Genomic DNA, 25126 nt, shown 5'->3' with positions numbered 1-25126 from the left:
TTACACATCCTCACTTATGCTGATCATGATCGTGATGACGACACCAACCACACCTAAAGCAATCCCTGATTCAAATAATGTGACGGTCGCAAATCCTGTCTTTCCAAAAACGGGAAGATTGAAGTAGGCAGAAGATTGGCTTAGAAAAGCTCTTCCGAATAGGAGAGAACCCATTCCAGTGAATATCGCGATCAAAACACCTATAGCAGCTACCATTTTATAATTGAGTGGAATCCCTGCGTTAACGGACTCCACATCAAAGGCTAAATACAAAAGGACGAAAGCAGATGATAACGTAAGTCCGCCGATAAATCCGCCTCCTGGATTGTGATGTCCTGATAAAAATAAATAAACGCCGAATGTTAAAATAATGAACACAGCGACTTTTGATACGGTTTGTAAAATGAGATCATTTTCTCTCAATTTTATCCCCTCCTTGCGGTGCTTTTAATTTCACGAGAGTGTAGACGCCGATGCCCGCTATAAATAGAACGACTACTTCCAGCATCGTATCGAAGGCACGAAAATCTCCTAAAATGGTATTGACAATATTACGTCCACCCGCAAGTTCATATGAATCCTCAAAATAGCTAGAGATTGATTCAAATAAATTGTTTCCTTGTACAGATAACGCAATCAATACCGTTAGCGCACCCATGCCGATGGAAAGGATGATTTTAGGGAAACGAACTTTCCATGAACGATCTTCTTTTGACCACTCGGGTAAATGATAGAAGCAAAGGAGAAATAAGACGGTTGTAACAGTTTCAACGACAAGCTGCGTCAGCGCAAGGTCCGGTGCTTTAAATAAGACAAAGAACACGGCGATCGAATAGCCAAGAACACCGTTTAACAATGTAGCGGTCATGCGAGACTTTGCAAAAAGAATGCCGACCGCTGTGATGCCCATGATCCCGACAAAGATCGCTTCATACAAACTGACTGGCGCATCGTTGGAAGGATCAAAGACGATGCTTCCTGATAGAAAGAGTGTGCCGCCTACTGTAAGCAAGAGAAAACCAAAGATATAATAAAGGTAGTTTGGCAAAAATCCTGTCATATAATGGTCTGTTGCTTTTTTTGATCCGCTTTCGCTTGCTGCCAATAGCCATTGATACCCGCGATCAAGACTTCGCTTCTCAGGAAATAAGTCATAAATAACATTCCAGAATCGATAGGTGTTCATTAGAATGATCCCAAGAATGACAACACCTGCTGTCATCAATAATTCTAAATTAAATCCATGCCAGGCAGAGATTTTAGGAATGAACCCTTCCATGTTTTGATAGGTAGGAAGAATCCCGTTCATGGCAGGTGCAAGCAAGTATTTACTTAACAGATTCGGAAAGAAAAACAAGAGAATGACGAACGTACATAGGATAATTGGGGATAGCAACATCCCAATTGATGCTTCGTGCGGGTCTTTCTCCAGTCGTTCACGGCGATACGGTCTGAGGAATGTCCGAAAGACGATGAACATGGAATAAATGAAGGTGAAAATGCTTCCTATCCAGGCGATAACCGGAAACAAAAGACCCCACGTATCCATAGAGAACATCGACATTTCATGGGCATTTAATACAGCTGTAAAAAACATTTCTTTACTTAAAAAACCATTAAATGGCGGAAGTCCGGCCATTGAAAAGCTGCCAATAACCGATAATGTGAACGTAATCGGCATGAGGGAGAGTAAACCACCTAGTTTACGAACATCCCTTGTCCCCACTCCATGATCGACAATCCCAACAACCATGAAAAGAGCTCCTTTAAACGTGGCATGATTGACAAGGTGAAAGAGGGCGGCAAAGATCGCTTGTGTATAAATAATGGAATCGATGGAAGCGCCTCCTTGCAACGCTGCAGATCCGAGGCCGAATAAAGACATCATTAACCCTAATTGGCTAATCGTCGAATAAGCGAGCAACGCCTTTAAATCATTTTGTCTAACGGCTGTAAAGGAGCCCCAAAACATCGTGAAAATGCCTACACCGCTTACAAGCCAAAACCAGGTCGCTTCGCCGCCAAAAACAGGCGTAAAGCGGGCGACTAAAAATAATCCTGCTTTAACCATCGTGGCAGAGTGCAAATAGGCACTGACGGGCGTTGGTGCTTCCATTGCATCCGGCAGCCAGATATGGAATGGAAATTGGGCCGATTTTGTAAAAGCGCCAAGCAAGATTAACACTAAAGCTGGAACAAATAATTCATGATCTTGAATCGAATCTCGCATTGCAATGATTTCTTGCACGCTGTTTGTCGCGGTCATCACTTGCAGCATGATGAACCCGACAAGCATGGCAATACCGCCCCCGACCGTAATTAAAAAGGATTTTTGAGCACCGTAACGGGATTTTTTCCGATGGAACCAAAAGGCAATGAGTAAAAATGAGGAAATACTCGTTAATTCCCAGAATAGGTAGAGCACCATTAAGTTATCAGATAACACAACTCCGAGCATTGCCCCCATGAAGAGTAATAGGTAGGCGTAGAAATGGGAAAGTGATTCCTTTTCTTTCGATAAATAAAAAATGGAATACAGAACGACTAAGCTTCCAACCCCTGCAATTAATAACGTGAAAATGAGACTGAGGCCATCTAAATAAACGGCAAAATGAAGATCCAATGCTCGAATCCAGGGGATAGAGCCTGTGATGGTTCTATTGGCGGAAATCACGGGGATTTTTGAAACGAAAAAGCTAAATAATAAAATCGGGACGGCAAGTGTGACCCATCCGAGATGCCATTTTGGGAATTGCTTCCCGATGAACGGGATCAGAAAAGCTGTTAAAATCGGGATGAGAATAAAAGCATGAATAGAGATCAAACAAGTTCCTCCTTATTCTTTTGATATCGTTCAAGTCGTGCAAGAAAGTATTCAATTTTAAAAAAACTTGAATAAAAAAACAGTTATTTCCTTGTAAGCAATGTCAAATAGGGGAATATAAATAAAGTGACCATCATTAAAAAATTTAGGGGTTGAAATTTCGACAACTCCCCTATAATCTAGTCATTTAGGGCAAGAAAACTATCTTTGTCGTATCTGTATTAAACTTTAGATTTAAAGCTATGCAAAATGAACAAAATCATTAAAAAATGATAGATAGAGGTGTAGTCGTTATGAAAAGATTGAGAGCCCGTATGGATGAAAGCATTTTAGTTTGTGCGTATTATGGTCCAAATGGCGAACGGCTAATCAAGCGCGGCTGCAACATTGCGAACATGCTAGATTGCCCGCTTTACATTTTGACTGTTGATTCACTTCCTCAAGAAGAACTAAGTGCGGACAAAGCAGCCTACATCGATCGATGGAAAGCTTTAGCGGAAGAACAGGGTGCGGAAGAGTTAATCTTTCGCGATAATGAAAAGAGACCACCTGTGAAAGTGATTGCCGAAGTTGCCCGTGAATTAAATATTACCCAAATTATTTTGGGCCAGTCTCCTCAAAGTCGTTGGGAAGAAATTAAAAAGGGATCTTTTGTCAACACTTTGTTGCGTGAAATCTCGTTTGTGGATTTTCATATCGTTTCGATCGACCGCTCTGTTGAGGACGAGGACAATCTTTTTGATAGCGGGACAAGAGCTTATTTAGTAAAATCTGATGAAGAATATCTTATTAGCTTTACCTACTCTGATGAAGTCATTCATGAAGGAATCTTTTACAAAGAAACTGGCACAGATTTTAATAATGGCGTCTTCAAATTTATTAAAGACAATAAAACGTGTCAACTTCATGTAACTGACGATCGAATTACAGAGCCTACTTCTATCCACGCTTCCATTAAAGAAGAGACGTTTAAACATAAAGAATAGAAGAACCATTTTGTTTTAAAAGCCTGCAGAGAAAGAAGCTATTTTCTTTGCAGGCTTTTTTGTATGTATTGTTAGAAGAAGCACTATAAATTTACGTCTATTTTTTGATCAGTAGCATCCATTCCGATGTAACGAAATGTTTCGGATGGGCTAGCGTGATGAAACCGGGCTTGAATAAGGGAAATAGCAATCCCTTTTATATAGGCATGGTAGCCAAAGGTTTTTCTCAGCGTATGAGTGCCAATCTGATCATCTATCCCAGCTTTTCTTGCCGCATCATGGATGACACGATAGGCTTGTTGACGCGAAATGGGTAATTCACTTTTCGGTGATTTGAACAGATAATCATCGATCGTCGTCTTATTTTGGTTCAAATGAAACGTTAAGGCTGATTTAACTTGATCATTCAAATAAATCGTTTGATTGTCTACATGAAGAAATGAAAAGATTGTTCCGGACTCGTCTACCAATTGATTGATTTTTAAAGATAGAAGCGTGTTAATTTTAAGTCCTGTATTAATGCCTAATACAAATAAGACAAAGTCTCGGCTCGATTGTTTTTTTAAAATTTCCTTGATTAATTGTATTTCATCTATGTTTTTGATTGGGTTAACATATTCCACTGTCTTCTCTCCTTGATGTTACTTAATATAATGGTATCATCCCTTTAAGTAACATTCAAATGATAAGGTATATACGCATATAAATAAAAAAACTAAAAAGTTGCCAGAGATCAGTCGAGCAGCAGGTAAAACATTAACGGAATTTAAAAACTCGACAAAAGGTCTTATGGAAGATGATGACAAGAAAGCGAAAAAACAACCGCAAGAAAAGTCGGACAATGAAGTAAAATAATCATATAAAAAAGAGCGTCCCTGAAAAAATAGAGATCGCTCTTTTCTATTTTTAAAAGCATCGATAACGATCTGATTGTATAATAAAAGAAAAAGTATGTGCAAAAGGAGATCGTGAAGGTGGGTTATGTAAAGCCAGAACAAGTTATTGAAAGTATGGTGCAAGCTGGAGCAATGAAAGCAGCTCTTTCTATAAAAGATGTATTAATCAGAAGTGCGCTTGCGGGCGCGTTTATTAGCTACGCAGTTACGCTGGCGATGACAGCATCCATCCAGACGGGAATGGGGATTGTCGGTGCGCTTGTGTTTCCGGTGGGGTTTGTCATGGTGGTGCTGCTCGGGATGGAACTTGTAACAGGAAACTTTGCTCTTATCCCGCTTGCGGTTTATGAGAAAAAAGCAACAATGGGGCAGATGTGGTCAAACTGGGGGTGGGTGTTTCTCGGTCATGTGATTGGCTGCTTTTTGTATGTAGTCCTTTATTTTATTTCATTCCGGTTTGCGGCGGATCAATCGGTCATTGAGCAGATTGTGAAAACAGCTGAAATGAAAACAACTGGATATGCGGCACTTGGCGGAGCGGGTCTTGCATCTGTCTTCGTAAAAGCCATTTTGTGCAACTGGATGGTTGCTCTTGCTGTGGTTATGGGGATGACAGCGGAAAGTGTGATTGGAAAAATAGCCGCGATGTGGCTGCCGATTTTTATCTTTTTTGCGCAAGGGTTCGAGCATTCCGTCGTTAATTTGTTTGTTATTCCAGCGGGCATGATGTTTGGCGCAGATGTATCGATAGCGGACTGGTGGTTCTGGAATCAGATGCCCGTTACGTTCGGTAATATTGTCGGTGGGGCTTTGTTTACGGGAGTGGCGATGTACATGACGCATAAGAAAAAAAGAAATGTATCCTCTGTGTCGATTGAAAAAAACGGAACGGAATAAGTTGACTCAATTCCTCTTGTCTTGTACTATTATCTTTAATTCGAGATAATAAGAGGGACGGAGGATTTTTATAATGAAACATCTTTTTCAACAAGGGAAAAATGAGAACGTATTACTTATGTTGCATGGCACGGGCGGTACAGAGCAAGATTTACTGCCGCTTGCTCAAATAATTGATCCGGAAGCCTCTGTATTAAGCGTACGTGGTAACGTACTTGAAAACGGAATGCCCCGGTTTTTCCGCCGTCTAGCTGAAGGTGTTTTTGATGAAGAGGATTTAATTTTCCGTACGAAAGAATTAAATAAGTTTCTTGATGATGCGTCAAAACAATATGGATTTGGCCGTGACTCAGTCGTGGCGATTGGCTATTCAAATGGTGCGAACATTGCCGCGAGTCTGCTATTCCATTATGAAAAAGCAGTAAAAGGGGCTATTTTGCATCATCCGATGGTGCCGCGCCGTGGAATAGAGCTGCCTAATTTAACGGGTATACCGGTCTTTATGGCGGCTGGAAAAAATGATCCTTTATGTCCGCCAGAGGAAACTGAAGAGCTGCAGCAACTGCTTGATCGTGCAGGGACCATAACGGCCGTACATTGGGAACAGAATGGACATATGCTGACAGGAACGGAAGTACAAGCAGCTGCAGAATGGTATAAAAAGAATGTGTGATCAGCACATTCTTTTTATTTTGACGCAATTGAAAAAGAATGTAATATTAATAGTACATATGGATCATTGGGGGCAGATGATGAAAGAAATAATGATAAGACGTGTTGTTGATAAAGAAGGAAGAGTCACCATTCCAAAATCAATGCGTACACAGTTAGGTATTCAAGAATTAGACGAGGTTGCGATGGTTTATGAACAAGAAAGTATTGTTATGAGAAAATATGACTCTCCTTTTGATGGGAAAGAAGAAAAAACGTGTTTTATAACAGGGAGCATATCAAACGATCATTGGCATTTCAGTGGGGATATTGTGCTTAGTAAAGAAGGGGCGATCTGGCTGCTGGACGAAATTCAGTCTTATTGGATAAAAGTTGGCATATAATTCGAAACATGCTATTTTAAAGAGTGGAAATCAATAAAAGGAGCTATCATATGGACTTTATTACTCTTTTAAAAGCAGTTATTCTTGGCTTGGTTGAAGGATTGACAGAATTTGCGCCGGTGTCATCAACTGGGCATATGATTATCGTCGATGATATGTGGCTGCAGTCACAAGCGTTTTTAGGGAAATATGCAGCAAACACGTTTAAAATCGTTATTCAACTCGGTTCCATATTAGCGGTTGTCGTCGTGTTTAGAAATCGATTTATTGATTTACTCGGGTTAAACAAAGAAACACGTGGACAAGGCGGACGGCTTCGTTTAACACATGTGATCGTCGGCTTGCTTCCAGCAGGTATTCTAGGTGTCTTGTTTGAAGATTATATTGATGAATATTTATTTTCAACGGAAACGGTATTGATCGGTCTTGTTGTCGGTGCGTTTTTAATGATTGCAGCAGATTTAATTGGCGGCCGCAAACGAGAAATCGAGACAGTCGACCAAATTACGTATGGACAAGCGTTATCTGTCGGGCTCATTCAATGTTTATCACTCTGGCCAGGCTTTTCCCGTTCAGGCTCGACGATTTCAGGCGGTGTTTTACTTGGCATGAGTCATAGAGCAGCCGCAGATTTTACGTTCATTATGGCTGTACCGATTATGTTTGGCGCGAGCTTCTTATCCCTCTTAAAAAACTGGCAATATTTCACGATGGACTTGATGCCGTTTTTCGTCATCGGCTTTATTAGCGCGTTCGTTTTCGCGCTTCTATCCATTAAATTTTTCTTGAAATTAATTAATAGAATCAAACTCATTCCGTTTGCCATTTACCGGATTGTGCTGGCCGCTGTTATTTATTTCGTTTTTCTTTAAGTGGAGCTGTTTGATTTATGCCATTAGGGCATGATAAGATAATAGAACGAATCGAAACCGCAGGCAGCCGTCTGCGGTTTTTTTATAACGGAGGAAAAGGGATGAATGAAACGAAGCTGGATCAGCTAAAAGGAATCGTTGCCGGTGTCAATCTCGACAACGGGGATGATTTTGCCTATTCAATGGAAGAATTAAAAAACCTCGCAGAAGCGTGCGGCATTGATGTACGCGGTGAACTGACGCAAAACTTGCCGCGTATTCATTCGGCGCTTTACATGGGGACAGGCAAAGTGGAAGAACTAAAATCGCTTGCTGAATATGAGGAAGCAGACGTCGTCATTTTTGATGGGGAATTGTCTCCGTCACAAATTCGAAACTTGGAAAAAGAACTCGATTGTGAAGTGATTGACCGGACGATGCTTATTCTTGATATATTCGGACGGCGGGCGAAAACGAAAGAAGCACAGCTGCAAGTAGAGATGGCACGTCTTCAATACATGCTGCCGCGTCTTGTTGGTACGTACATTGCACTCGGACGCCAAGGCGGCGGGTCTGGTTTTAAAAACCGTGGTGCTGGTGAAACGAAGCTTGAGCTTGATCGGCGGAAAATTGAAACGAAAATTGCTTATCTCCGCAAAGAACTGGCTAAAATATCTGAACAGCGTACTGTGCAACGGAAGCAGCGCCAGAAAAACAATATGCCGGTTGCCGCACTTGTCGGGTATACGAATGCAGGCAAATCGACTGTCATGAATGCGATGCTGCAAACGTACGAGGGAGGCGGATCAGAAGTATTTGAAAAAGACATGCTGTTCGCCACACTGGATACATCTGTTCGGGGTATTACATTGCCGGATAAAAAAGAGTTTTTGCTGGCGGATACAGTCGGATTTGTCAATAAACTTCCTCATCATTTAGTAAAGGCCTTTCGCTCGACGCTAGAAGAAGCAGCGGCTGCTGATTTGCTTATTCATGTCATTGATGTGTCTAGCCCGCAGCACCAAACGATGATTGATATTACCGAAAAAACACTTGTTGATATCGGTGCAAAAGATATGCCGGCCATTTATGCGTACAATAAAGCGGATCTTGCAGGCATTGATTACCCCGGAGCAGCCGGCAATTCGGTGTATTTATCCGCAAAAGAACGCGCCGGTATTTTGGAATTGACAGAAGTGATGAAAAGTCATTTGTTTAAAGACTACATCCGCTGTGACTTGTTGATTCCGTATGATGAAGGAGAAGTTGTCTCTTATTTCAACGAACAGGCCACGATTTTTGAAACGGCTTATGAAGAAGAAGGAACAAAATTGACCGTTGAATGCCATCGGTCGGCTTATGAAAAATATAAGTCGTTTGTCGTAAAATAGGTGAAGGTTCATTGTTGCGTCGATTGGGCGGTAGTTGAATAAATAGCTGTCTGTTCAAAAAAGCCGTATGAGTACGCATTCACTTAATCTTAAAACAGGGAAACAGCCCTTCCATATCAGGAAGGGCTGTTTTTGTTTCGGCGCCTAAACGGCATCCACCAATTCGCAGATCCAAGCAATTTCATTAAACTAGGGACGAGCAAAAGACGGACAATCGTTGCGTCGATCGCAATGGCAATGGCAATGCCAATCCCGATTTGTTTAACAGGGACTACGCCTGTAAAAGCAAATGCCCCGGTAATGACAATCATAATAAGTGCCGCAGACGTGATGATTTTACTCGTACTTGCCAAACCTTCAACGGTTGAATAGTCATTATCCCGCGTTTCTAGATAAAATTCTCGAATGCGAGAAATAAGAAATACTTCATAATCCATACTCAAGCCAAACACGAGAGTAAAGACCAGGACCGGCATAATAAGTGAAATGTCTGTCGCCTCTAAGCCAAGATGTCCGCCCTGAAATAGCCAGACGAGAATTCCAAAGGTGGAAGCCAGGCTGATCACATTCATGAAGATGGCCTTTAATGGGATGATAATGGAACGGAAAGCGGCCATTAAAATAAAGAACGTCGATATTAAAATGACAGCGAGTACCGGAATCACTTTATTGTAAATTTCGTCATACAGCTCCTGATTAAACTTTGGCCGACCGCCGAATAAAACATCTACGTCCCAATTAGTTGAACTCCAATCTCTTACAATGGTTTGTGCAGCAGCAGAAGAAGCTTTTACATCAAGAGAAACGGGAATTAATAATTGATTATCTTTTATAAATTGATTAATAGCCGGCTGAAGTTGAACCGATGCTAGAGGTTGATCAAGCATTGCAGCAAGCTGTGAAGGGTCATCTACACCGCTTACTGAAAAAAGTGTCTCTACGCTAGTTACATGGTGCTCCTTTTCAAAATCTCCCTGAAGTTGTTTCATTTCCCGCAAACCCGCTTCATTGAGCCATCCGCCATCGCGTTCCGCAATAGCAAAAACGGTAGAAGCAGCGTCCTGATTAAATTCTTCTTCAATCGTATCGTATGCAGTGCGTGATTCAAAGGATGTGGGAAGTGCTCCCGCCTCAGGGATTGCGAGGCTCATATTTTTGACCGGGATTATGCCGGCGCCGAGAATCGCAAATGCGGCCATGGCTATAAAAACAGGGCGCTTCATGACAAAACCGGCAAATGTTCGCCAACGATTTGCAGCGTCCGGATTCATGCGGATAATTTGCCATTTATACACCCGGTCACCAAGCACCTTCAGCAGTGCAGGCAATAAGGTCATCGAGCTGATAACGGCAATCATAATAACCGTCATTCCACCGATTGCGACATTTTTGAAGATATCGATATCAATTAGTAAGACAGAACCGAGCCCAATAAACACGCATAAAGCGGAGAATAAAATGGAGTGCCCAGCTTTGGAAATGGTGACCGTCAAAGCATCATCAATTGTTCTTCCATTCGAACGTTCTTCTTTATAGCGATTAATGAACAAAAGGGAAAAATCGATTGATAAAGCCAAGCCGAGCATCGGGGTAATATTTAAAATGAAAATCGCTAAATCAACTGAATCGGCTATGAGAGACAGGACGCCAAATCCGATGACAATGCTCACTCCGCCGATGATGAGCGGCAAAATCGATGAAACAACTGTGCCTAGTGCCAATAACAGCACAATAAGTGCAACAGGCAGACCGATTAATTCAGCACGCTTTAAGTCATCCTGGCTCGCTTTATTAATGTCTTTAGAAATAACAGGGCCACCGGTTATGGAAACACCTTCCTCATCTTTAATGATCGACTGAACGTCTTCAATAATAGGATCCATCTCTAACGATTCGTCGTCATAATGAATGGCAGCATAAGCAACGTGCTCCTTCATGAGTTCGTTATTTTCAAGAGGTGAATCGATTGCTGACGGGTCACCTGTTGCTTCAATATCCGATAATACGGATAAAATTTGATTTTGATATGATTCTGAAGACTTGTTTTTTGCCTTTTCAAACAAGATAAGCAACGTGTTTTCCGGGAAGTTGAATGTATCATGAAGTTCCTGTTGAACAGCTTCATAGTCTCCGTCAGTCCGGAATCCGTCACCTTCGAGTTTTGATGGCAATTTTGATGCGAAAAACCCGAAAATAACAGCTGCCATAAGCCAAAATACTAGAATCAATCGCCACCAACGGACAATGATAGATGGTTGTTTATTCACGAATACAGCTCCTTTTTTCATCTATCATAACGGAAAATAGTATTATATGAAAATAATTAGAGTACAAAAGTGTTGAAATGAAAATCATTATCAATTATAATTGGGTTTATAAGAATCAATCCCATTTTTTAAAAAAGGAGGATCATCAGTTAAAAAATCATTTCGTTTGAAATACTTGTGCCAACAAGTTCTTTCCTTTACAATAAATTGAGAGAAGCTGTCAAAGGAGAATGGTTATGTATAAGCTGGATGATTCGCTTGGATATAAGCTGTTTCAAAGCTCACGGGTTATGACAAACCGGCTGAACCATTATTTTCGCTTGAAAGGGTATCCAATTACGCATGAGCAGTGGCAAGTGTTAAGCCGGCTTTATGACCATGATGGGCAGACACAGCACTCACTTGCAGTGTTAAACGAAAGGGATGAACCGAGCGTTTCACGGCTTTTGGGGAATATGGAGCGGAACGGACTTATCGTTAGAAAACCCCATACAACGGATAAGCGGATCAATCTTGTTTATTTATCGGAAGAAAGTAAGCAGAGAAAGGACGTTTATACGGCAATTGCCAAGCAGACAATTGCCGATGCCTCTGCAGGAATTGATCTTGAAGAATTTGAAAGAACCTTAAAGATATTGGATCAAATTCGCCGGAACTTATCTTGAAAGTGTATTGCCGGTTTGTAATCGGCAACTATATTTTTCTTTTTAATTGAGAATGAATCTCTCTATCATTCTTTCGATGACAGCAATACGAAAGTTAGGACAAGAACATGAAAAAACGTTATTTAGTTGTAATGCTCATCTTATTATCATTTGTATCATTATTCGTAGGCGTGACAAACATTTCGCCCTTTGATCTGTTTCGGTTTGATGATCACCAGACACAAATTTTCTGGCAAAGTCGTGTCCCGAGGCTAATTAGTATTTTAATGGCGGGTGTAACGCTTAGTATTAGCGGATTTATTATGCAACAGTTAAGCCGCAATAAATTCGTGTCGCCGACAACTGCAGGAACGATGGATTCGGCCCGATTTGGGATCTTAATTTCACTTATCGTCTTTACGTCTGCGAGTCCGATTGAAAAAATGATCGTCGCGTTTATTTTCTCGCTTGCCGGTACGTTTTTATTCATGAAAATACTGGACCGGATTAAAATGAAAGATCCAATTTTTATCCCGCTCGTCGGATTAATGTTTGGGAATATTATCAGCTCGATTACGACGTTTTTTGCGTATAAGCATGATTTAATTCAAAATATGTCCGCATGGTTGCAGGGAGACTTTTCAATGATTACAGCAGGACGCTATGAAATGCTTTACATTAGCATACCGCTTGTCGTGATCGCGTACATATTTGCAGACAAGTTTACAATCGCTGGCATGGGGGAAGATTTTGCACGCAACCTCGGCTTAAATTATAAGCAGGCGGTGAATATCGGCTTAGTCATTGTCGCTTTGTCAACAACATTGGTCGTGTTAACAGTCGGCCTCATCCCATTCCTTGGTTTAGTGGTACCGAATATTGTTTCGATTTACAAAGGAGACAATTTGAAAAACAGCTTGTCTGACACGGCATTGCTCGGTGCGGTATTCATTTTGTTTTGCGATATTCTTGGCCGTATTCTCATCTTTCCGTACGAAATTCCGATTGGCTTAACAGTCGGTGTTATCGGAAGCGGATTATTCATTTACTTGTTGATGAGGAGACGGGATTATGCGTGATAAAAGCAAACTGATACTGTTATTGATTCTGGCAGGCGCTTCGATTGCCGGGTACATGTTTATTGAACTCGGACCTAATTGGGATTATGCGCTGCCGCGACGCGCGGAAAAGATTGCCGCGATTGTGTTGACCGGAACGGTTATCGCCATTGCCACATTGCTATTTCAAACCGTCACGAACAACCGGATTTTAACACCGAGTATTATTGGTCTTGACTCGCTTTATATGCTTGTTCAGACAACACTCGTGTTTTTCCTCGGTTCAACAAGCATGACGGTTATGAACAAACAAATAAACTTTGCGATTTCAATCGGTTTTATGGTCGTTTTTGCCCTCCTATTATACCGGCTGTTATTTCGCCGTGAAGGGCAAAATATTTATTTTTTACTGCTGCTTGGTTTAATTTTCGGTACGTTTTTTGGCAGTTTCACATCGTTTATGCAAGTACTCATTGATCCGAATGAATTTCAAATTATTCAAGACCGCATGTTTGCGAGTTTTAATAATATTCAGACGGAAGTACTCATTATGGCCACCGTTTTAACAGGTGTGACGCTGCTTTATTTAACGAAGTTTGTGAAATATTTGGATGTGCTGTCATTAGGAAAAGAAACAGCGATCAACCTTGGCGTTGATTACGATTACACGGTGAAACGTCTGCTCGTGATCGTTGCAATTCTCGTATCTGTCGCCACCGCACTTGTCGGTCCGATCACCTTTCTCGGATTGCTCGTCGTCAATGTCGCTTATGAAATGTTCAAAACATACAAGCATTTCACATTAATTTTTGCATCAGCGCTCGTTTCAATCGTAGCCCTTGCGGCAGGACAAATGCTCGTTGAACATGTGTTTACTTTTTCGACACAGCTCAGTGTCATCATTAACTTTATCGGTGGCATTTATTTTATATACTTACTACTAAGGGAGAGTCGGACATAATGGTTGAAGTACATTCAGTCTCGAAATCGTACGGATTAAAAGCAGTCGTTGATAATGTGTCAGTTAATATTGAAAAAGGCAAAATCACCTCTTTTATTGGTCCGAATGGTGCCGGGAAGAGTACACTTCTTTCCATTATTAGCAGACTGATGAGCGCCGATACAGGCGAAGTGCTGATCGATGGGCAAAAAGTGAAAGAAACGAAAAGCCGCGATCTCGCGAAAAAAATAGCGATTTTAAAACAATCCAATCATTTAAGTTTACGTCTGTCTGTCCGGGATCTCGTTTCCTTTGGCCGCTTTCCGTATTCACAAGGCAAGCTGACGAAAGAAGATCAAGTGTACATTGATGAAGCCATCCGCTACATGGAACTTGAAGATATGCAGGACAAATATTTAGATCAATTATCTGGCGGGCAAAAGCAGCGGGCCTTTATTGCGATGACGATTGCTCAGGATACGGAATATATTTTGCTTGACGAACCGCTTAACAACCTGGATATGAAACATTCTGTCCAAATTATGAAAGTGCTACGCCGTCTTGCAGATGAGCTTGGTAAAACGATTTTGATCGTCATTCATGATATTAATTTTGCCTCTGTGTATTCTGATTACATCGTTGCACTGAAAGACGGTAAAATCGAAGCGCAAGGAACAGTTAATGAAATTATTACGAGCCTTACGTTAAAGCGGATTTACGGAATGGATATGCCTATTCAAGAAATTAACAATCAAAAAATTTGCGTTTATTTTAGTTGACAAGGAGACGATTTAAAAATGAAAAAGTATGTATTAGTGATGATCATGGCGTTGTTCACGATGATCGCAGCAGCATGTAACTCATCTACAACTGATGGAGAAAAGGCAGAACCAGCCGAAAATGATGAAAAACTGACAGAAATAACGGTTACCCATGAATTGGGTGAGACGACAGTCCCTGTTAACCCTGAAAAAGTGGTTGTATTTGACTTTGGGACACTTGACACGATGGCAGAGCTTGGCATTGATCCAATCGGACTTCCGAAACAAAATATTCCGGAATACCTGTCACAATATGAGGACGAAAAGTACGTAAATACAGGCAGCCTGAAAGAGCCTGACTTTGAAAAGATTAATGAACTTGCGCCGGATTTAATTGTGATCTCTGGTCGTCAAATGGACCTTTATGATCAATTTGCTGAAATTGCTCCGACGGTATACCTCGCAGTGGATACAGCGGATTACATGGAATCTTTTAAATCAAATGCTACAACGATCGGTGAAATCTTTGGCAAAGAAACAGAAGTAGAAGAGAAATTAGCGGAAATTGATGAAAAAGTAGCAGCATTGAATGAGAAAGCATCAACGATGGAAGGGAACGGTCTTGTTATTCTAGCAAACGAAGGCAAGATTAGTGCATACGGTCCGGCTTCACGTTTCGGCATCATTCATGATGTATTCGGCGTAAAACCAGCCGATGAAAATATTGAAGTATCGACACATGGACAAAGTATCTCTTTTGAGTACCTTGTTGAAACAGATCCAGATTACTTGTTCGTTGTTGACCGCGGTGCTGTTGTAACGGAAGGCGAGTCTTCCGTGAAGCAAGTGGTTGAAAACGATCTTGTGAAAAATACGAAAGCAGTAGTGAACGATCATGTGATCTATCTTGATCCTAACGTATGGTACTTGTCAGGCGGTGGACTTCAATCCGTTCTTGAACAGACTGACGAAATCGAAAAAGGAATTACAGAATAATGGAAACAGCGCTGACGGTAACGTCAGCGCTGTTTTTTTGCGGTTAATGTAAAGGTTGTCCCTAGTTGAGATGTTTCTTTCAGGGTTAAGTCGCCATCCATCGCCCGTGCGAGAAGCTGGCTGAATGGGAGTCCAAGTCCAAGTCCGCGTACTTTGAATTTTTTGTTTTCACCACGGTAAAACCGTTCGAAAATGAGTGTTTGCTCAGTGACCGGAATGCCAACTCCGGTATCAATGACATCGATGGAAGCATAACCCCCATCGTCGTGCATTCGCACAGTTATTCCTCCAGCACCTTCAATTGCATGAGCTGCGTTGTTCAATAAATTCATCATAATTTGCCGAAAACGAACAGGATCGGTCAGAATGTACAGGTCATGGCCAGACGAATGAAAATGAACAGGAATTCCGTCCGAATTCCGCGCCAAATTCCATTCATGTACGATATCGCGCGTCAATGTATTGGCTTCGTGAGGCGCGGTTGAAACAGGAAGTGCATTGGCTGCAAATGTATTAAATTCGAGAAGGTCGTTAATCATTGTTTGCATCCGCTCTGTTTCATTTAATGATATGGTAATAAATTCCTGCACTTCATCTCCAGTGACGACACCGTCTTTTACTGCCTGCAAAAGGCCGCTTATAGATGTGACAGGTGTTTTTAGTTCATGTGTGACACCGGCAAGCAATTCCGCTCTTATTGATTCAAGCTGTTCAAGGCGGATCGCCATATCATTAAAGGATGTGACAAGGTCGTATACTTCTTGCTCTTTCGCTTTAGATGGCATGAGCGACACGCTGTAATTGCCGGCGCGAATTTCTTTCGCAGCAGCTGCGGCTTCACTAATTGGGCGGGCGAGGCGGCGTGATAAAATGTAAATGGCTGCCCAGCCAAGCAATCCGCTCCCTAAAATGAGTAAAGCAAGAAGCCGGTATTCGTCGTTTAAATCGGCGAATTCATCTTCTGGCTGAAGCATCACAACCCATCCGAATGTGACCTCATTAACGGTAATCGGCTTTTTAATTAAATAAACAAGTGTATGATTGTCGTCAATACTGGGAAATGTCTGCACATCACGATTCTTTTTTAAAATAACATATGGAAAAGAGTCTTTGCTGTATACGTCATGGTCGCTTGCAGACAAAATGACTCCGGTTGCATCGGTAATATAAATAGAAGGGGGGGCCTTCATGTTCATCAGTTCATCGCGTGCATCGATCATGTCGTCATCAATGTACGTTTTGGATTCATTGCCATTCAGCTGGCTTCCAGCAATCCGGATGGCGAGTTCCGCTGCAAGAAATTCTGACACATCGAGTCTGTTTTCAATCGTCGTATGCCGGATCCAAACGACAGACAGCATAGCGAGTATAAGCAAGCCAAGTGCAAGCGTGATGGCATAGCGTGTCGTCCAGTAGCGGAGAAGCGAAATGCGCCGCTCTTTACTCTTCCACAACAAACTGGTACCCCAATCCGCGCAGCGTCTTAATTTCTCCTTCAGTGGGTGGCCATTTCGCCAGCACTTTCCGAATTCGCTTCACTGATAAATCAACGGCCCGGTCACTGCCGTCGTAATCGTGTCCCCACACTTCATCGAGCAGCTGCTCCCGTGTAAATGTCCGGTTTGGTGCAGCTGCTAAAAATAAAAATAGCGATAAATCACGCGGTGTGAGCGTAATTTCCTTGTCAAACAACGTAATACGATGCGCGTTAAAATCGATCGTCAAGCTTCCGTATGTATGGGTTGTATCTGCTTTCTTTCCATCATCGGCCCGGCGTAAAACAGCCCGTACACGTGCGACGACTTCATCAGCGATAAACGGCTTGGCAATGTAATCATCCGCACCGCCATCAAGACCATCCAGCCGATAATTCACGTCATTCAGCGCTGTCAGCATAATGACGGGGCACGAACCCTCCATACGAATTTCTTTTAAAACGGCCCAGCCGTCCTTTCCAGGCATCATTACGTCAAGCAGGACGAGAGATGGTGAATGTGCATGGAATTTTTCGATCGCTTCTGTGCCACTGTACGCTTGTATAACATGTAAGCCCGCTTTCACGAGATATACTTTTAACACTTGGCTAATCGCCGGTTCATCTTCTGCAATTAAAATTGTCCGCATCTTTAACCCCTCATTTCGGTTCAATTATATAATAAAATTCATCTGAACGTGAACAAGTAGGCAACAGAGTGATAAATGAAAAAACCCGGCCATTAGCCGCCGGGTTTAATAAAATCCATTCAGTTGTGCAGCCGCTTCGGGATTGATGTCTGAGATGGATGCAATAATATCTTTCAAGCGCTTTCCATCTGTCTCAACACCGAGATTGCCTGCTGCATTGTAAACATTCATTTCATGTGCTTTTTTCACTTCGAGGCGGATTGTTTTTTCTTTCTTTCCATCTGTTTCAATATTCAATGCGGCTGCCTGGTTGTGCAGTTTGGCAAGTCGCACTTTTTTTGCCGCAATCTCTAGATCATCGCCTTTAATATTAATACCAAGTGCCAATGCTTGTTCCTCAATGACATCTGCAAAGTTTTTCGTTCCGGTTCGTATTACAGTAGGTGCTGCCTGTTCTTTTATAAGATGTGGAGAAGCCGCTTGAGCTGGAGAAGAGGGAACACCGCTTAAAATCGTAATGGATAGCGCGCCAGTCATAACATATGACATTGTCTTCTTCTTCATGATCATTCCTCCTGATTTGTATGTACGCTTTCTTTGATACTGTCATTGTATAAGAGAAATGTGTCAAGTAAATGTCAAATAGGCAAATTTTATCTGCTTTTTCGACAAATGTGTGAACGTCCTGTTTTGGAATTAAATCAATTATAAATCTTCTAACATTTCTTCAATTTCATTTTTAATGCAGGTAACTTAAGGTCTATATACAATTTACATGCCTTTTGTATATTCCATTAAATGTAAAGTGGTGTCTGCCAAACTAGTTCGGAAACGGGATTCTGCCAATTTATAAAATATTTGTGGCTTTTTACGTCGTTTGCCTGACCAATTGTTATTGAGCGGACAGTTGATGGAAATGTTACGAAACAAAAAGGTAGATCAAACTTGAATTAAATGAGTATTTATGAGCGTGTTGATTTAGGTAAAAAGAAACTTGGTTTTTTATGTAAAATTGTCGAAATATATGATAATATAGTTAACAAGAATCAAGACATTTGTATGAGTAATTTATATTTTTCAGTAGGAGGTGGAAATAATTGAAGAAAATTAAGAGAGTTTCTGCCATTTTTGCTATGGTTCCGGCCATCGCTTTGGTACAGGGAGCTGCTCAAGCTGCTGAGCTTTCTTTTTTAGATGGAATGAGCTGGATGGAATCGTCTTTTCGACAGGAAGAGAGACAGTTCTTCGTGAATGTCGCCCAACATTTTGATGATTTAGAAGAATCATCTTTATCAGTTACTGCGTCATCATCTGATCCAACGGTTATGAAGACAGATGTCACTGGGTCAACTGTACGTTTTGGTGTGCAAGGACATGGAAGGACTGTTATCACAGCAGAGGGTGGAGATGGAAGTCTGTTACTTAAAGATAGGTTCCAGGCGATGGTGACAAAACTGGGCGATATAACTGGAGATGGACTTATTACGGCTGCTGATGCACTTTTTGTCTATCAAGTGATCAATGGGAAAGTAACAGTAACCGATGCACAAAGAAAAGCGATCGATATGAATAGTGATAGTGTAATTACGGCGGCAGATGCATCGTTAATTATGAAAATTGCTACAAGTGGAAGTAACGTCCAATCGGCTGAACAGAAATACGTTGTTGAGTGGTCTAACGTAAATGATGCGCCCGTTTTAACGGCGGTACTGCCGGCGCAATCAGCTACATCGAATGAACGATATGAATGGAAGATCCCGGACGGCACATTTATCGATATCGATGAAGACGATACGCTAGCGTATGCAGCCACTTTAGAAAATGGACAGCCGCTTCCGTCCTGGCTTTCATTTAACGCGTCGAACCGTACATTTGAAGGTACGCCGACAGATCCTAGTACGTTCAATGTAAAAATAACAGTGAAAGATCAGTGGAACGAAACAGCGGAAGCGATCGTTGGTTTCGCCATTCAGGTACCTATTGCGAATGAGGCTCCGCAAGTAACAGGACAAATAACGGAACAACTTGTCGTTAAGGGCATACAGGAGCAGTCTGTTAATCTATCGAGCTTGTTTAGCGATCCGGACGGCGACTCATTAACGTTCACGGCTTCTTCTTTAGACGAGTCCATTGCATCCGGAACAGTTTCTGGCCATATGGTAAACATTCAGCCAACTGGTATTGGCAAAACAAAATTAAAAGTGACGGCAAGCGATGGCAAAACGTCAGTGGATGCATATATTGATGTGCATTCAGTTGAAGTCGTGCCTGGAGGATTTGTTGATGTGGCGACAAAGCAGGGGGTGGCAAATGTCGCAATTGATCTTGCCCCTTACTTTCCGAATACAACAGATCTGCAGCTGATTAAAAATGGAGCTTCTGCTTCTTTATCAGGAAAAACAGTCTCTTACTTACCAGGCGCTCCGGGCACACAGCAATTCTGGGCGATTTCCGCTAGCCATCAAGCGGTGAGGATGACAGTAAATGTCATGGCGCAATCAGGAAGCCCCTTCCTTTTTTCTGAATATTTAGACGGTGGGGATGGACGAATAGCGCTCGAGATTTACAACAGCTCGTATGAGTGGGCAGAAGGATATGAACTCGAAATGCATCGATATGTTACAGCGACGAATCAACGAAACGTGACGAGGATCCCGTTGTTCAATTCAGGGCCTAGTATGACATACATTTTGATCAATAGCACTTTTTACGACTTCTTTGATATCACAAATGCCTATTATTACAATGATGAAATGTTTGTTTATGGAAATGGGGTATTTCCGGTTGCTTTCGTCCTGAAAAAGAACGGACAAGTAATGGATGTCATCGGTGATCCGACAGGAACCGGACCGACACCTATTTTTACTAACGGGGGCACCATCATTCGTAAACAAGGAATTGTTACCGGTTCACAATCCTATCAACTGCAAGGTGAATGGGATCGGTACCCATCTGGAGCATTCCAATATATAGGCAGACACACACCTTGAATGCTTTCATGATGAAAACGTCTGTTTAGAAAACATAACTTTATACAAGAAAAGGGGGAGGTAACCATGAGAATTAATAAAAAATCATCCGTAATAACCATAGTTCTAACGATTCTTTTACTTGTACAGATCATTGGTCCGGCATATATATTGGCTGAAGAGAACGGTACGAAAGCCGCTGTATCATCATCTATTCAAGAAACGATGGTTCATACGTACAGCCAAAATACGTGGGCATGGAATTCATTGGCGACAGGCCCGAATGGCGAGATTTACTTAACGCATAAAATAAGCAGCACAGAAATCGCCATTAAAAAATGGAATGGAAGCGCATGGAGCTCCTTGCCGAGTGTGAAAACATCGATGACTGGAGATACCGGTTTTAGTGATTCGCTTGATTTGGCGGTAGATGCATCGGGCAAATTACATTTGGTTTTTAAACATTATATCGGTTCAGGGGTCACAAGTAAGAGAGGCGTGAAGTACGGGGTTTACAATGGGACAAGCTGGTCTTTTTCGGAAGTGGAAGCGTATAGCCATCCGAGCGGCGGCAGAAATTTTTATGATCCAGCCCTTGATGTCGATTCGCAGGGGCATGCTCACATTGTATATAAATATGTGGATACCTCTTATTATGCCAGGTACGCAACGAATAAATCCGGCGCTTGGCAAATAAATAATATCGCAGTTGGAACAAGTGCAATTGACGAAGTGCACAAGCCAGGCGTTCAAGTGGATGGCAATGATGTTATCCATCTCTCCTATGTAAAAGAAGATAATCAGAATAACTATTATGGGAATTTTTATTACACAAAAAAAGCACTGAATGATGCAAGTTTTCCGACAGCTCAAAAGGTCGTTGATGCTGTGGCTGAGAAAGAGGGTTACTATTATTCTCCTCTAGCTGTTGATAGTGAGGGAAATGGCTATTTCACCTATAGCGTGTCAAATTATGATTCAGACTGGAATTTTCTGTCCTCTGTTTCTTATATTCAATCTAATGTTTCTGGAATTTGGAAGCGGGAGGCGCTTTATACTGATCAAGTAAGGGATACTTATCCGGTTGGTGTGTATACAGTCGATTCTACTCTTTATGTGTTAATGGATTCATGGTCAGCTGACTGGTCAGAAAATCATTTCTTTGCGATGGCGGACTATGGGGCTGGCTGGATTACAGGAAACAAAACGGTAAAACCAGCTTTAGTGCTGGATAGTACAAATGAGCTAACATACTTGGTCGATTCAAATGGCCATTTTATGCTTGCGATGCTGCATGGTAATTTAAAAAAAATCAGCAGTTTAACAGGAACAAGTGAAGATTTTGGCTTGGTTCAGGCTTTATCAGGCAATGCGGACTTGAGCAGCATCACATTAAGCGATGGAACATTGTCACCTGTGTTTGATGGAGAGATTACGAACTATACAGCAAGTGTAGAAAACATAGTGACAGATGTAGACATCACGTCCATTGTTTCAGATGTAGCAGCAACAATCACAGTGAATGGGTCTGTTGTCGCAAGTGGAAATGCTGCAAATATACCTTTAACTGTAGGAGTAAATACCATTTCAGTTATGGTTACAGCTCAAGATGGAACGACAAAAACGTACACGCTCGTGGTAACGAGAGAATTGCTTAAAGGTGATGGCAGCGGGGATGGGAAAGTGACATCGGCTGATGCCTTAATGGTTTATCAGGCGGTGGCGGGGAAAATCCAGCTGACAGACCTTCAGAAAAAAGCCTTGGATATGAACAATGACGGCAAGATTGATGCGACGGATGCGAATCTTATTATGAAAGCAGCTGTCGAAAAAAAATAATAGATTAGGAGGTTAAGAGATGAATAGAAAATTAAGATGGCTGCATCCATTGCTTGTCTTCCTGCTAGTTTTATCGTCGGTGCTTCCATATGCGGCTTCGGCAAAAGCAGCTGTGAATGATGTGACGGTAACCGTAGGCAGTGTCACTGGCAAGCCGGGGGATATTGTCGAAGTACCAGTGTCGATTGATGCACCACTAGAAGATATTACTTATTATACTATTGCCCTTAATTATGATGCAGCGAACCTAGAATACGTAGGTGTAATTGATGATCGTAGCGAATTAATGGGAATGTTGATGGAAGATGAAAACCCGGGAGATGGATCAGATACTTTCACATGGTTTATAGGAACGGAGCAAACAATCACTACATCAGGAAGTTTATTTACTCTGAAATTAAAAATCAATAGTAATTCAGATATAAAAACTTATCCCATTTCTATAGATACTGACAATTCAAGTTTGTTTGGGTTATACGATATGGTAAATGCAGCCTACAATGATGGTTCAGTAGCCGTTAAATCAGCTAGTACGACCAACTCAGTCAAATGGACAGCCGGAACAGTATCTGCTGTACCTGGCGAAACGGTATCTGTTCCTGTATCAATTAGCAATTTAACAAAAGATATCGCAGCGTACGGCTTGACACTAACCTACGACATGTCAAAACTTGAGGCTGTTGATGTGACACCTGTTTATGGCAATGCATCAGAAACTTGTAATGAAACAAGTGATGAAGGTTGTTTCCAATCCAACTTTGATAATTCTGCGGGTACGGTAAGTACGATCTGGGTAGATTCTAGTGGCGGCGATCGTCCATTAACAGCAGATTATACAGGAACTTTGTTTACGATTAATTTTAACGTAAAGGAAAGTACTTCAGTTGGAGACACGATCATTTCATTCGATGAATCAGCTTCATCAGATGCATGGGATCCTGATTTTAACCCAGTGATCGGCACCTTTACTTCTGGGAAAATTACAGTAGTGCCAACGTATACTGTCACTTATGATAGCAACGGTAGCACTGGAACAGTTCCAACAGACGATACAAAATATAAAAAGGATGCGGCTGTCACTGTAAAAGGAAATACAGGTGGCCTAACGAAAACCGGCTATACCTTTGCTGGCTGGAACACAGAAGCAAATGGAACAGGTGCCAGCTACGCGGCTAATGATCCTTTTACTATTGAGGCAGCGGATGTTGTGCTGTATGCGCAGTGGGAAGCTAATTCATACACCGTGACGTTCAGCGGAACTAAACTATCAGATGCCACGGTATCACACGGCGAAAAAGTGGACAAGCCGGCTGATCCATCAAAATCAGGCTCTATATTCGGTGGTTGGTACGCGGATGCAGAGTTTGACGCAGAATTTGATTTCACAAAAGAAATTATATCTGACACCGTGATTTACGCAAAGTGGACGGTGAATGAATACAAAGTGACGTTCAACGGCACGGACTTGTCCGATGCATCCATCACACATGGTGGCAAGGTCACGAAGCCTGCCGATCCGGAGAAAGCGGGCTCCACCTTTGGCGGCTGGTATGCGGATGCAGACTTTCGAAACCGAATTTGATTTCACGAAAGAAATTACGTCTAGACACCGTGATTTACGCAAAGTGGACAGTAAATGAATACAAAGTGACATTCAACGGCACGGACTTGTCCGACGCTTCGATCACACATGGTGGGAAGGTCACAAAACCTGCGGATCCGGCGAAAACGGGCTCTACATTCGGCGGCTGGTACGCGGATACGGACTTCGAAACCGAATTTGATTTCACGAAAGAAATTACGTCGGACACCGTGATTTATGCGAAGTGGACGGCGAATACGTATACGGTCACATTTGAAACAAATAGCGGATCAGCTGTTTCATCAGCGACGGTCAGTCATGGCAGCCCGGTTATTCGTCCATTAGCCGATCCAATAAAAGCTGGTCATACTTTCAAAGGCTGGTATAAAGATGAGCTGTTGACAAACGCATTCCTTTTTGACAATGAAGTGATCACGGGAGAAACGGTCATTTATGCAAAATGGGAAGCGAATCAATATACAGTTGTATTCGATTCAAACGAAGGTTCATCCGTAGAGAGTACAACGGTTTCACACGGTGAAAAGATCACAAAGCCGATAGAACCTGCAAAAGCGGGCTACACTTTTGCAGGCTGGTACACGGATGAAGATACAACGTCTATTTTTACATTTGAATCCGATGTCGTAACCGGAGATCTAACGTTGTATGCAAAATGGGTATCGATTCCATATAATGTGAAATTCGAATCGAACCAGGGCTCTGCAGTTGCGGATATTGTGACAGCTTATGGAGAGAAGTTATCTCAGCCGGCAGACCCAACGAAAGAAGGCTATACCTTTGATGGCTGGTATAAGGATAGCGGTCTTACGAAAAAATGGGATTTTGACAAAGATACTGTGAAAGATCACTTAACTGTATATGCAAAATGGATCATAAAGTCACATACGGTCACTTTTCAAACCGATGGCGGGACAATGGTTCCGGCTGCGAATGTTGAGCATGGGCAACCTCTTGTCCGTCCATTGACGGACCCATTAAAAACGGGCTCCACATTTGGTGGATGGTACACGGATACGGATTTCGAA

General features: G+C 42.0%; 23 protein-coding genes. 16 read left to right on the top strand and 7 right to left on the bottom strand.

Translation table 11 applies throughout. The annotated features are described in order from the left end of the window. Both BLL40_RS10115 and BLL40_RS10110 read right to left on the bottom strand, forming a co-directional pair. Positions 1 to 423 carry a Na(+)/H(+) antiporter subunit B gene (locus BLL40_RS10115; RefSeq protein ID WP_073711792.1) on the bottom strand — a complete coding sequence of 141 codons (423 nt, stop codon included), beginning with the start codon at positions 421 to 423 and terminating at the stop codon, positions 1 to 3. Further along, positions 410 to 2824, bottom strand: coding sequence for a Na+/H+ antiporter subunit A (locus BLL40_RS10110; RefSeq protein ID WP_073711791.1), 2415 nt, complete (start codon positions 2822 to 2824; stop codon positions 410 to 412). The genes BLL40_RS10115 and BLL40_RS10110 overlap by 14 nt, the downstream gene beginning before the upstream one ends. 293 nt (positions 2825 to 3117) lie before the next feature. Here BLL40_RS10110 and BLL40_RS10105 point away from each other — a divergent pair, with 293 nt between their 5' ends. Then, positions 3118 to 3810: a universal stress protein gene (locus BLL40_RS10105; RefSeq protein WP_073711790.1), complete on the top strand. Its 693-nt coding sequence runs from the start codon at positions 3118 to 3120 to the stop codon at positions 3808 to 3810. Between the two features lie 83 nt (positions 3811 to 3893). On the opposite strand, the gene BLL40_RS10100 is transcribed toward BLL40_RS10105, so the two are convergent. After that, on the bottom strand, positions 3894 to 4433 hold the full coding sequence (locus BLL40_RS10100; protein WP_073711789.1) for a tyrosine-type recombinase/integrase: 540 nt from the start codon (positions 4431 to 4433) through the stop codon (positions 3894 to 3896). A gap of 100 nt (positions 4434 to 4533) precedes the next feature. On the opposite strand from BLL40_RS10100, the gene BLL40_RS10095 reads away from it, so the two are divergent. The 6 genes from BLL40_RS10095 to hflX all read left to right on the top strand — a co-directional run bounded on the left by BLL40_RS10095 (position 4534) and on the right by hflX (position 8900). Further along, positions 4534 to 4665, top strand: a complete 132-nt coding sequence (locus tag BLL40_RS10095; protein ID WP_425429413.1) for a Sec-independent protein translocase family protein — start codon at positions 4534 to 4536, stop codon at positions 4663 to 4665. A gap of 119 nt (positions 4666 to 4784) precedes the next feature. Continuing rightward, positions 4785 to 5603: a formate/nitrite transporter family protein gene (locus BLL40_RS10090; protein WP_073711788.1), complete on the top strand. Its 819-nt coding sequence runs from the start codon at positions 4785 to 4787 to the stop codon at positions 5601 to 5603. 73 nt (positions 5604 to 5676) lie between these two features. Beyond that, a complete protein-coding gene (locus tag BLL40_RS10085; protein WP_073711787.1) occupies positions 5677 to 6276 on the top strand; it encodes an alpha/beta hydrolase in 600 nt (199 codons plus the stop codon). A 76-nt stretch (positions 6277 to 6352) separates the two neighbouring features. Further along, positions 6353 to 6658, top strand: a complete 306-nt coding sequence (locus tag BLL40_RS10080) for an AbrB/MazE/SpoVT family DNA-binding domain-containing protein (RefSeq protein ID WP_216820185.1) — start codon at positions 6353 to 6355, stop codon at positions 6656 to 6658. Between the two features lie 50 nt (positions 6659 to 6708). Continuing rightward, entirely contained in the window at positions 6709 to 7530 is an 822-nt protein-coding gene (locus BLL40_RS10075; RefSeq protein WP_073711785.1) for an undecaprenyl-diphosphate phosphatase, read from the top strand. Between the two features lie 101 nt (positions 7531 to 7631). Further along, a complete protein-coding gene (gene hflX, locus BLL40_RS10070) occupies positions 7632 to 8900 on the top strand; it encodes a GTPase HflX (protein ID WP_095532843.1) in 1269 nt (422 codons plus the stop codon). Positions 8901 to 9016: 116 nt separating this feature from the next. On the opposite strand, the gene BLL40_RS10065 is transcribed toward hflX, so the two are convergent. Next, complete coding sequence (locus BLL40_RS10065) at positions 9017 to 11188, bottom strand: MMPL family transporter (RefSeq protein ID WP_073711784.1); 2172 nt, start codon at positions 11186 to 11188, stop codon at positions 9017 to 9019. Positions 11189 to 11403: 215 nt separating this feature from the next. Here BLL40_RS10065 and BLL40_RS10060 point away from each other — a divergent pair, with 215 nt between their 5' ends. From BLL40_RS10060 to BLL40_RS10040, 5 genes are all read left to right on the top strand, one after another. Continuing rightward, positions 11404 to 11832, top strand: a complete 429-nt coding sequence (locus tag BLL40_RS10060; protein ID WP_073711783.1) for a MarR family winged helix-turn-helix transcriptional regulator — start codon at positions 11404 to 11406, stop codon at positions 11830 to 11832. A gap of 107 nt (positions 11833 to 11939) precedes the next feature. Further along, a complete protein-coding gene (locus BLL40_RS10055) occupies positions 11940 to 12890 on the top strand; it encodes an ABC transporter permease (RefSeq protein ID WP_073711782.1) in 951 nt (316 codons plus the stop codon). Further along, a complete protein-coding gene (locus BLL40_RS10050) occupies positions 12883 to 13830 on the top strand; it encodes an iron chelate uptake ABC transporter family permease subunit (RefSeq protein ID WP_073711781.1) in 948 nt (315 codons plus the stop codon). The genes BLL40_RS10055 and BLL40_RS10050 overlap by 8 nt, the downstream gene beginning before the upstream one ends. Continuing rightward, a complete protein-coding gene (locus BLL40_RS10045) occupies positions 13830 to 14588 on the top strand; it encodes an iron ABC transporter ATP-binding protein (RefSeq protein WP_073711780.1) in 759 nt (252 codons plus the stop codon). Before BLL40_RS10050 ends, BLL40_RS10045 begins: the two co-directional genes overlap by 1 nt. 18 nt (positions 14589 to 14606) lie before the next feature. Beyond that, positions 14607 to 15566: a siderophore ABC transporter substrate-binding protein gene (locus tag BLL40_RS10040; protein ID WP_073711779.1), complete on the top strand. Its 960-nt coding sequence runs from the start codon at positions 14607 to 14609 to the stop codon at positions 15564 to 15566. Positions 15567 to 15589: 23 nt separating this feature from the next. Here BLL40_RS10040 and BLL40_RS10035 read toward each other — a convergent pair whose 3' ends face one another. From BLL40_RS10035 to BLL40_RS10025, 3 genes are all read right to left on the bottom strand, one after another. Then, positions 15590 to 17020: a sensor histidine kinase gene (locus BLL40_RS10035; RefSeq protein ID WP_073711778.1), complete on the bottom strand. Its 1431-nt coding sequence runs from the start codon at positions 17018 to 17020 to the stop codon at positions 15590 to 15592. Next, positions 17007 to 17690, bottom strand: coding sequence for a response regulator transcription factor (locus tag BLL40_RS10030; protein WP_073711777.1), 684 nt, complete (start codon positions 17688 to 17690; stop codon positions 17007 to 17009). The genes BLL40_RS10035 and BLL40_RS10030 overlap by 14 nt, the downstream gene beginning before the upstream one ends. Before the next feature lie 105 nt (positions 17691 to 17795). Beyond that, positions 17796 to 18254 (bottom strand): hypothetical protein, encoded by a 459-nt coding sequence (locus BLL40_RS10025; protein WP_073711776.1) that lies wholly within the window; start codon positions 18252 to 18254, stop codon positions 17796 to 17798. A gap of 533 nt (positions 18255 to 18787) precedes the next feature. On the opposite strand from BLL40_RS10025, the gene BLL40_RS16815 reads away from it, so the two are divergent. The 4 genes from BLL40_RS16815 to BLL40_RS10000 form a co-directional block, all read left to right on the top strand. Further along, a complete protein-coding gene (locus tag BLL40_RS16815) occupies positions 18788 to 20680 on the top strand; it encodes a putative Ig domain-containing protein (protein WP_083566483.1) in 1893 nt (630 codons plus the stop codon). A 66-nt stretch (positions 20681 to 20746) separates the two neighbouring features. Then, a complete protein-coding gene (locus tag BLL40_RS10010; RefSeq protein WP_073711775.1) occupies positions 20747 to 22498 on the top strand; it encodes a cadherin-like beta sandwich domain-containing protein in 1752 nt (583 codons plus the stop codon). Between the two features lie 19 nt (positions 22499 to 22517). Beyond that, positions 22518 to 24080, top strand: coding sequence for an InlB B-repeat-containing protein (locus BLL40_RS10005; RefSeq protein WP_073711774.1), 1563 nt, complete (start codon positions 22518 to 22520; stop codon positions 24078 to 24080). Beyond that, positions 24077 to 25126, top strand: a 1050-nt coding sequence (locus BLL40_RS10000) for an InlB B-repeat-containing protein (protein ID WP_173799919.1), incomplete at its 3' end; no start/stop codon positions are given. The genes BLL40_RS10005 and BLL40_RS10000, both read left to right, overlap by 4 nt.

Source organism: Domibacillus mangrovi (assembly GCF_001906925.1).
Lineage (GTDB): Bacteria > Bacillota > Bacilli > Bacillales > Domibacillaceae > Domibacillus > Domibacillus mangrovi.
Note: the sequence above shows the minus strand (reverse complement) of the source record. Positions and strands in the feature narration are given on the sequence as shown.

Bases quoted from the DNA above. Each gene is read 5' to 3' on its own strand.
- BLL40_RS10105 (WP_073711790.1), top strand. From the start codon at position 3,118: ATGAAAAGATTGAGAGCCCGTATGGATGAAAGCATTTTAGTTTGTGCG.
- BLL40_RS10030 (WP_073711777.1), bottom strand. From the start codon at position 17,690: ATGCGGACAATTTTAATTGCAGAAGATGAACCGGCGATTAGCCAAGTG.
- BLL40_RS10040 (WP_073711779.1), top strand. From the start codon at position 14,607: ATGAAAAAGTATGTATTAGTGATGATCATGGCGTTGTTCACGATGATC.
- BLL40_RS10055 (WP_073711782.1), top strand. From the start codon at position 11,940: ATGAAAAAACGTTATTTAGTTGTAATGCTCATCTTATTATCATTTGTA.
- BLL40_RS10080 (WP_216820185.1), top strand. From the start codon at position 6,353: ATGATGAAAGAAATAATGATAAGACGTGTTGTTGATAAAGAAGGAAGA.
- BLL40_RS10060 (WP_073711783.1), top strand. From the start codon at position 11,404: ATGTATAAGCTGGATGATTCGCTTGGATATAAGCTGTTTCAAAGCTCA.
- BLL40_RS10050 (WP_073711781.1), top strand. From the start codon at position 12,883: ATGCGTGATAAAAGCAAACTGATACTGTTATTGATTCTGGCAGGCGCT.
- BLL40_RS10085 (WP_073711787.1), top strand. From the start codon at position 5,677: ATGAAACATCTTTTTCAACAAGGGAAAAATGAGAACGTATTACTTATG.
- BLL40_RS10010 (WP_073711775.1), top strand. From the start codon at position 20,747: ATGAGAATTAATAAAAAATCATCCGTAATAACCATAGTTCTAACGATT.
- BLL40_RS10075 (WP_073711785.1), top strand. From the start codon at position 6,709: ATGGACTTTATTACTCTTTTAAAAGCAGTTATTCTTGGCTTGGTTGAA.
- BLL40_RS10065 (WP_073711784.1), bottom strand. From the start codon at position 11,188: ATGAAAAAAGGAGCTGTATTCGTGAATAAACAACCATCTATCATTGTC.
- BLL40_RS10045 (WP_073711780.1), top strand. From the start codon at position 13,830: ATGGTTGAAGTACATTCAGTCTCGAAATCGTACGGATTAAAAGCAGTC.
- hflX (WP_095532843.1), top strand. From the start codon at position 7,632: ATGAATGAAACGAAGCTGGATCAGCTAAAAGGAATCGTTGCCGGTGTC.
- BLL40_RS10025 (WP_073711776.1), bottom strand. From the start codon at position 18,254: ATGAAGAAGAAGACAATGTCATATGTTATGACTGGCGCGCTATCCATT.
- BLL40_RS10005 (WP_073711774.1), top strand. From the start codon at position 22,518: ATGAATAGAAAATTAAGATGGCTGCATCCATTGCTTGTCTTCCTGCTA.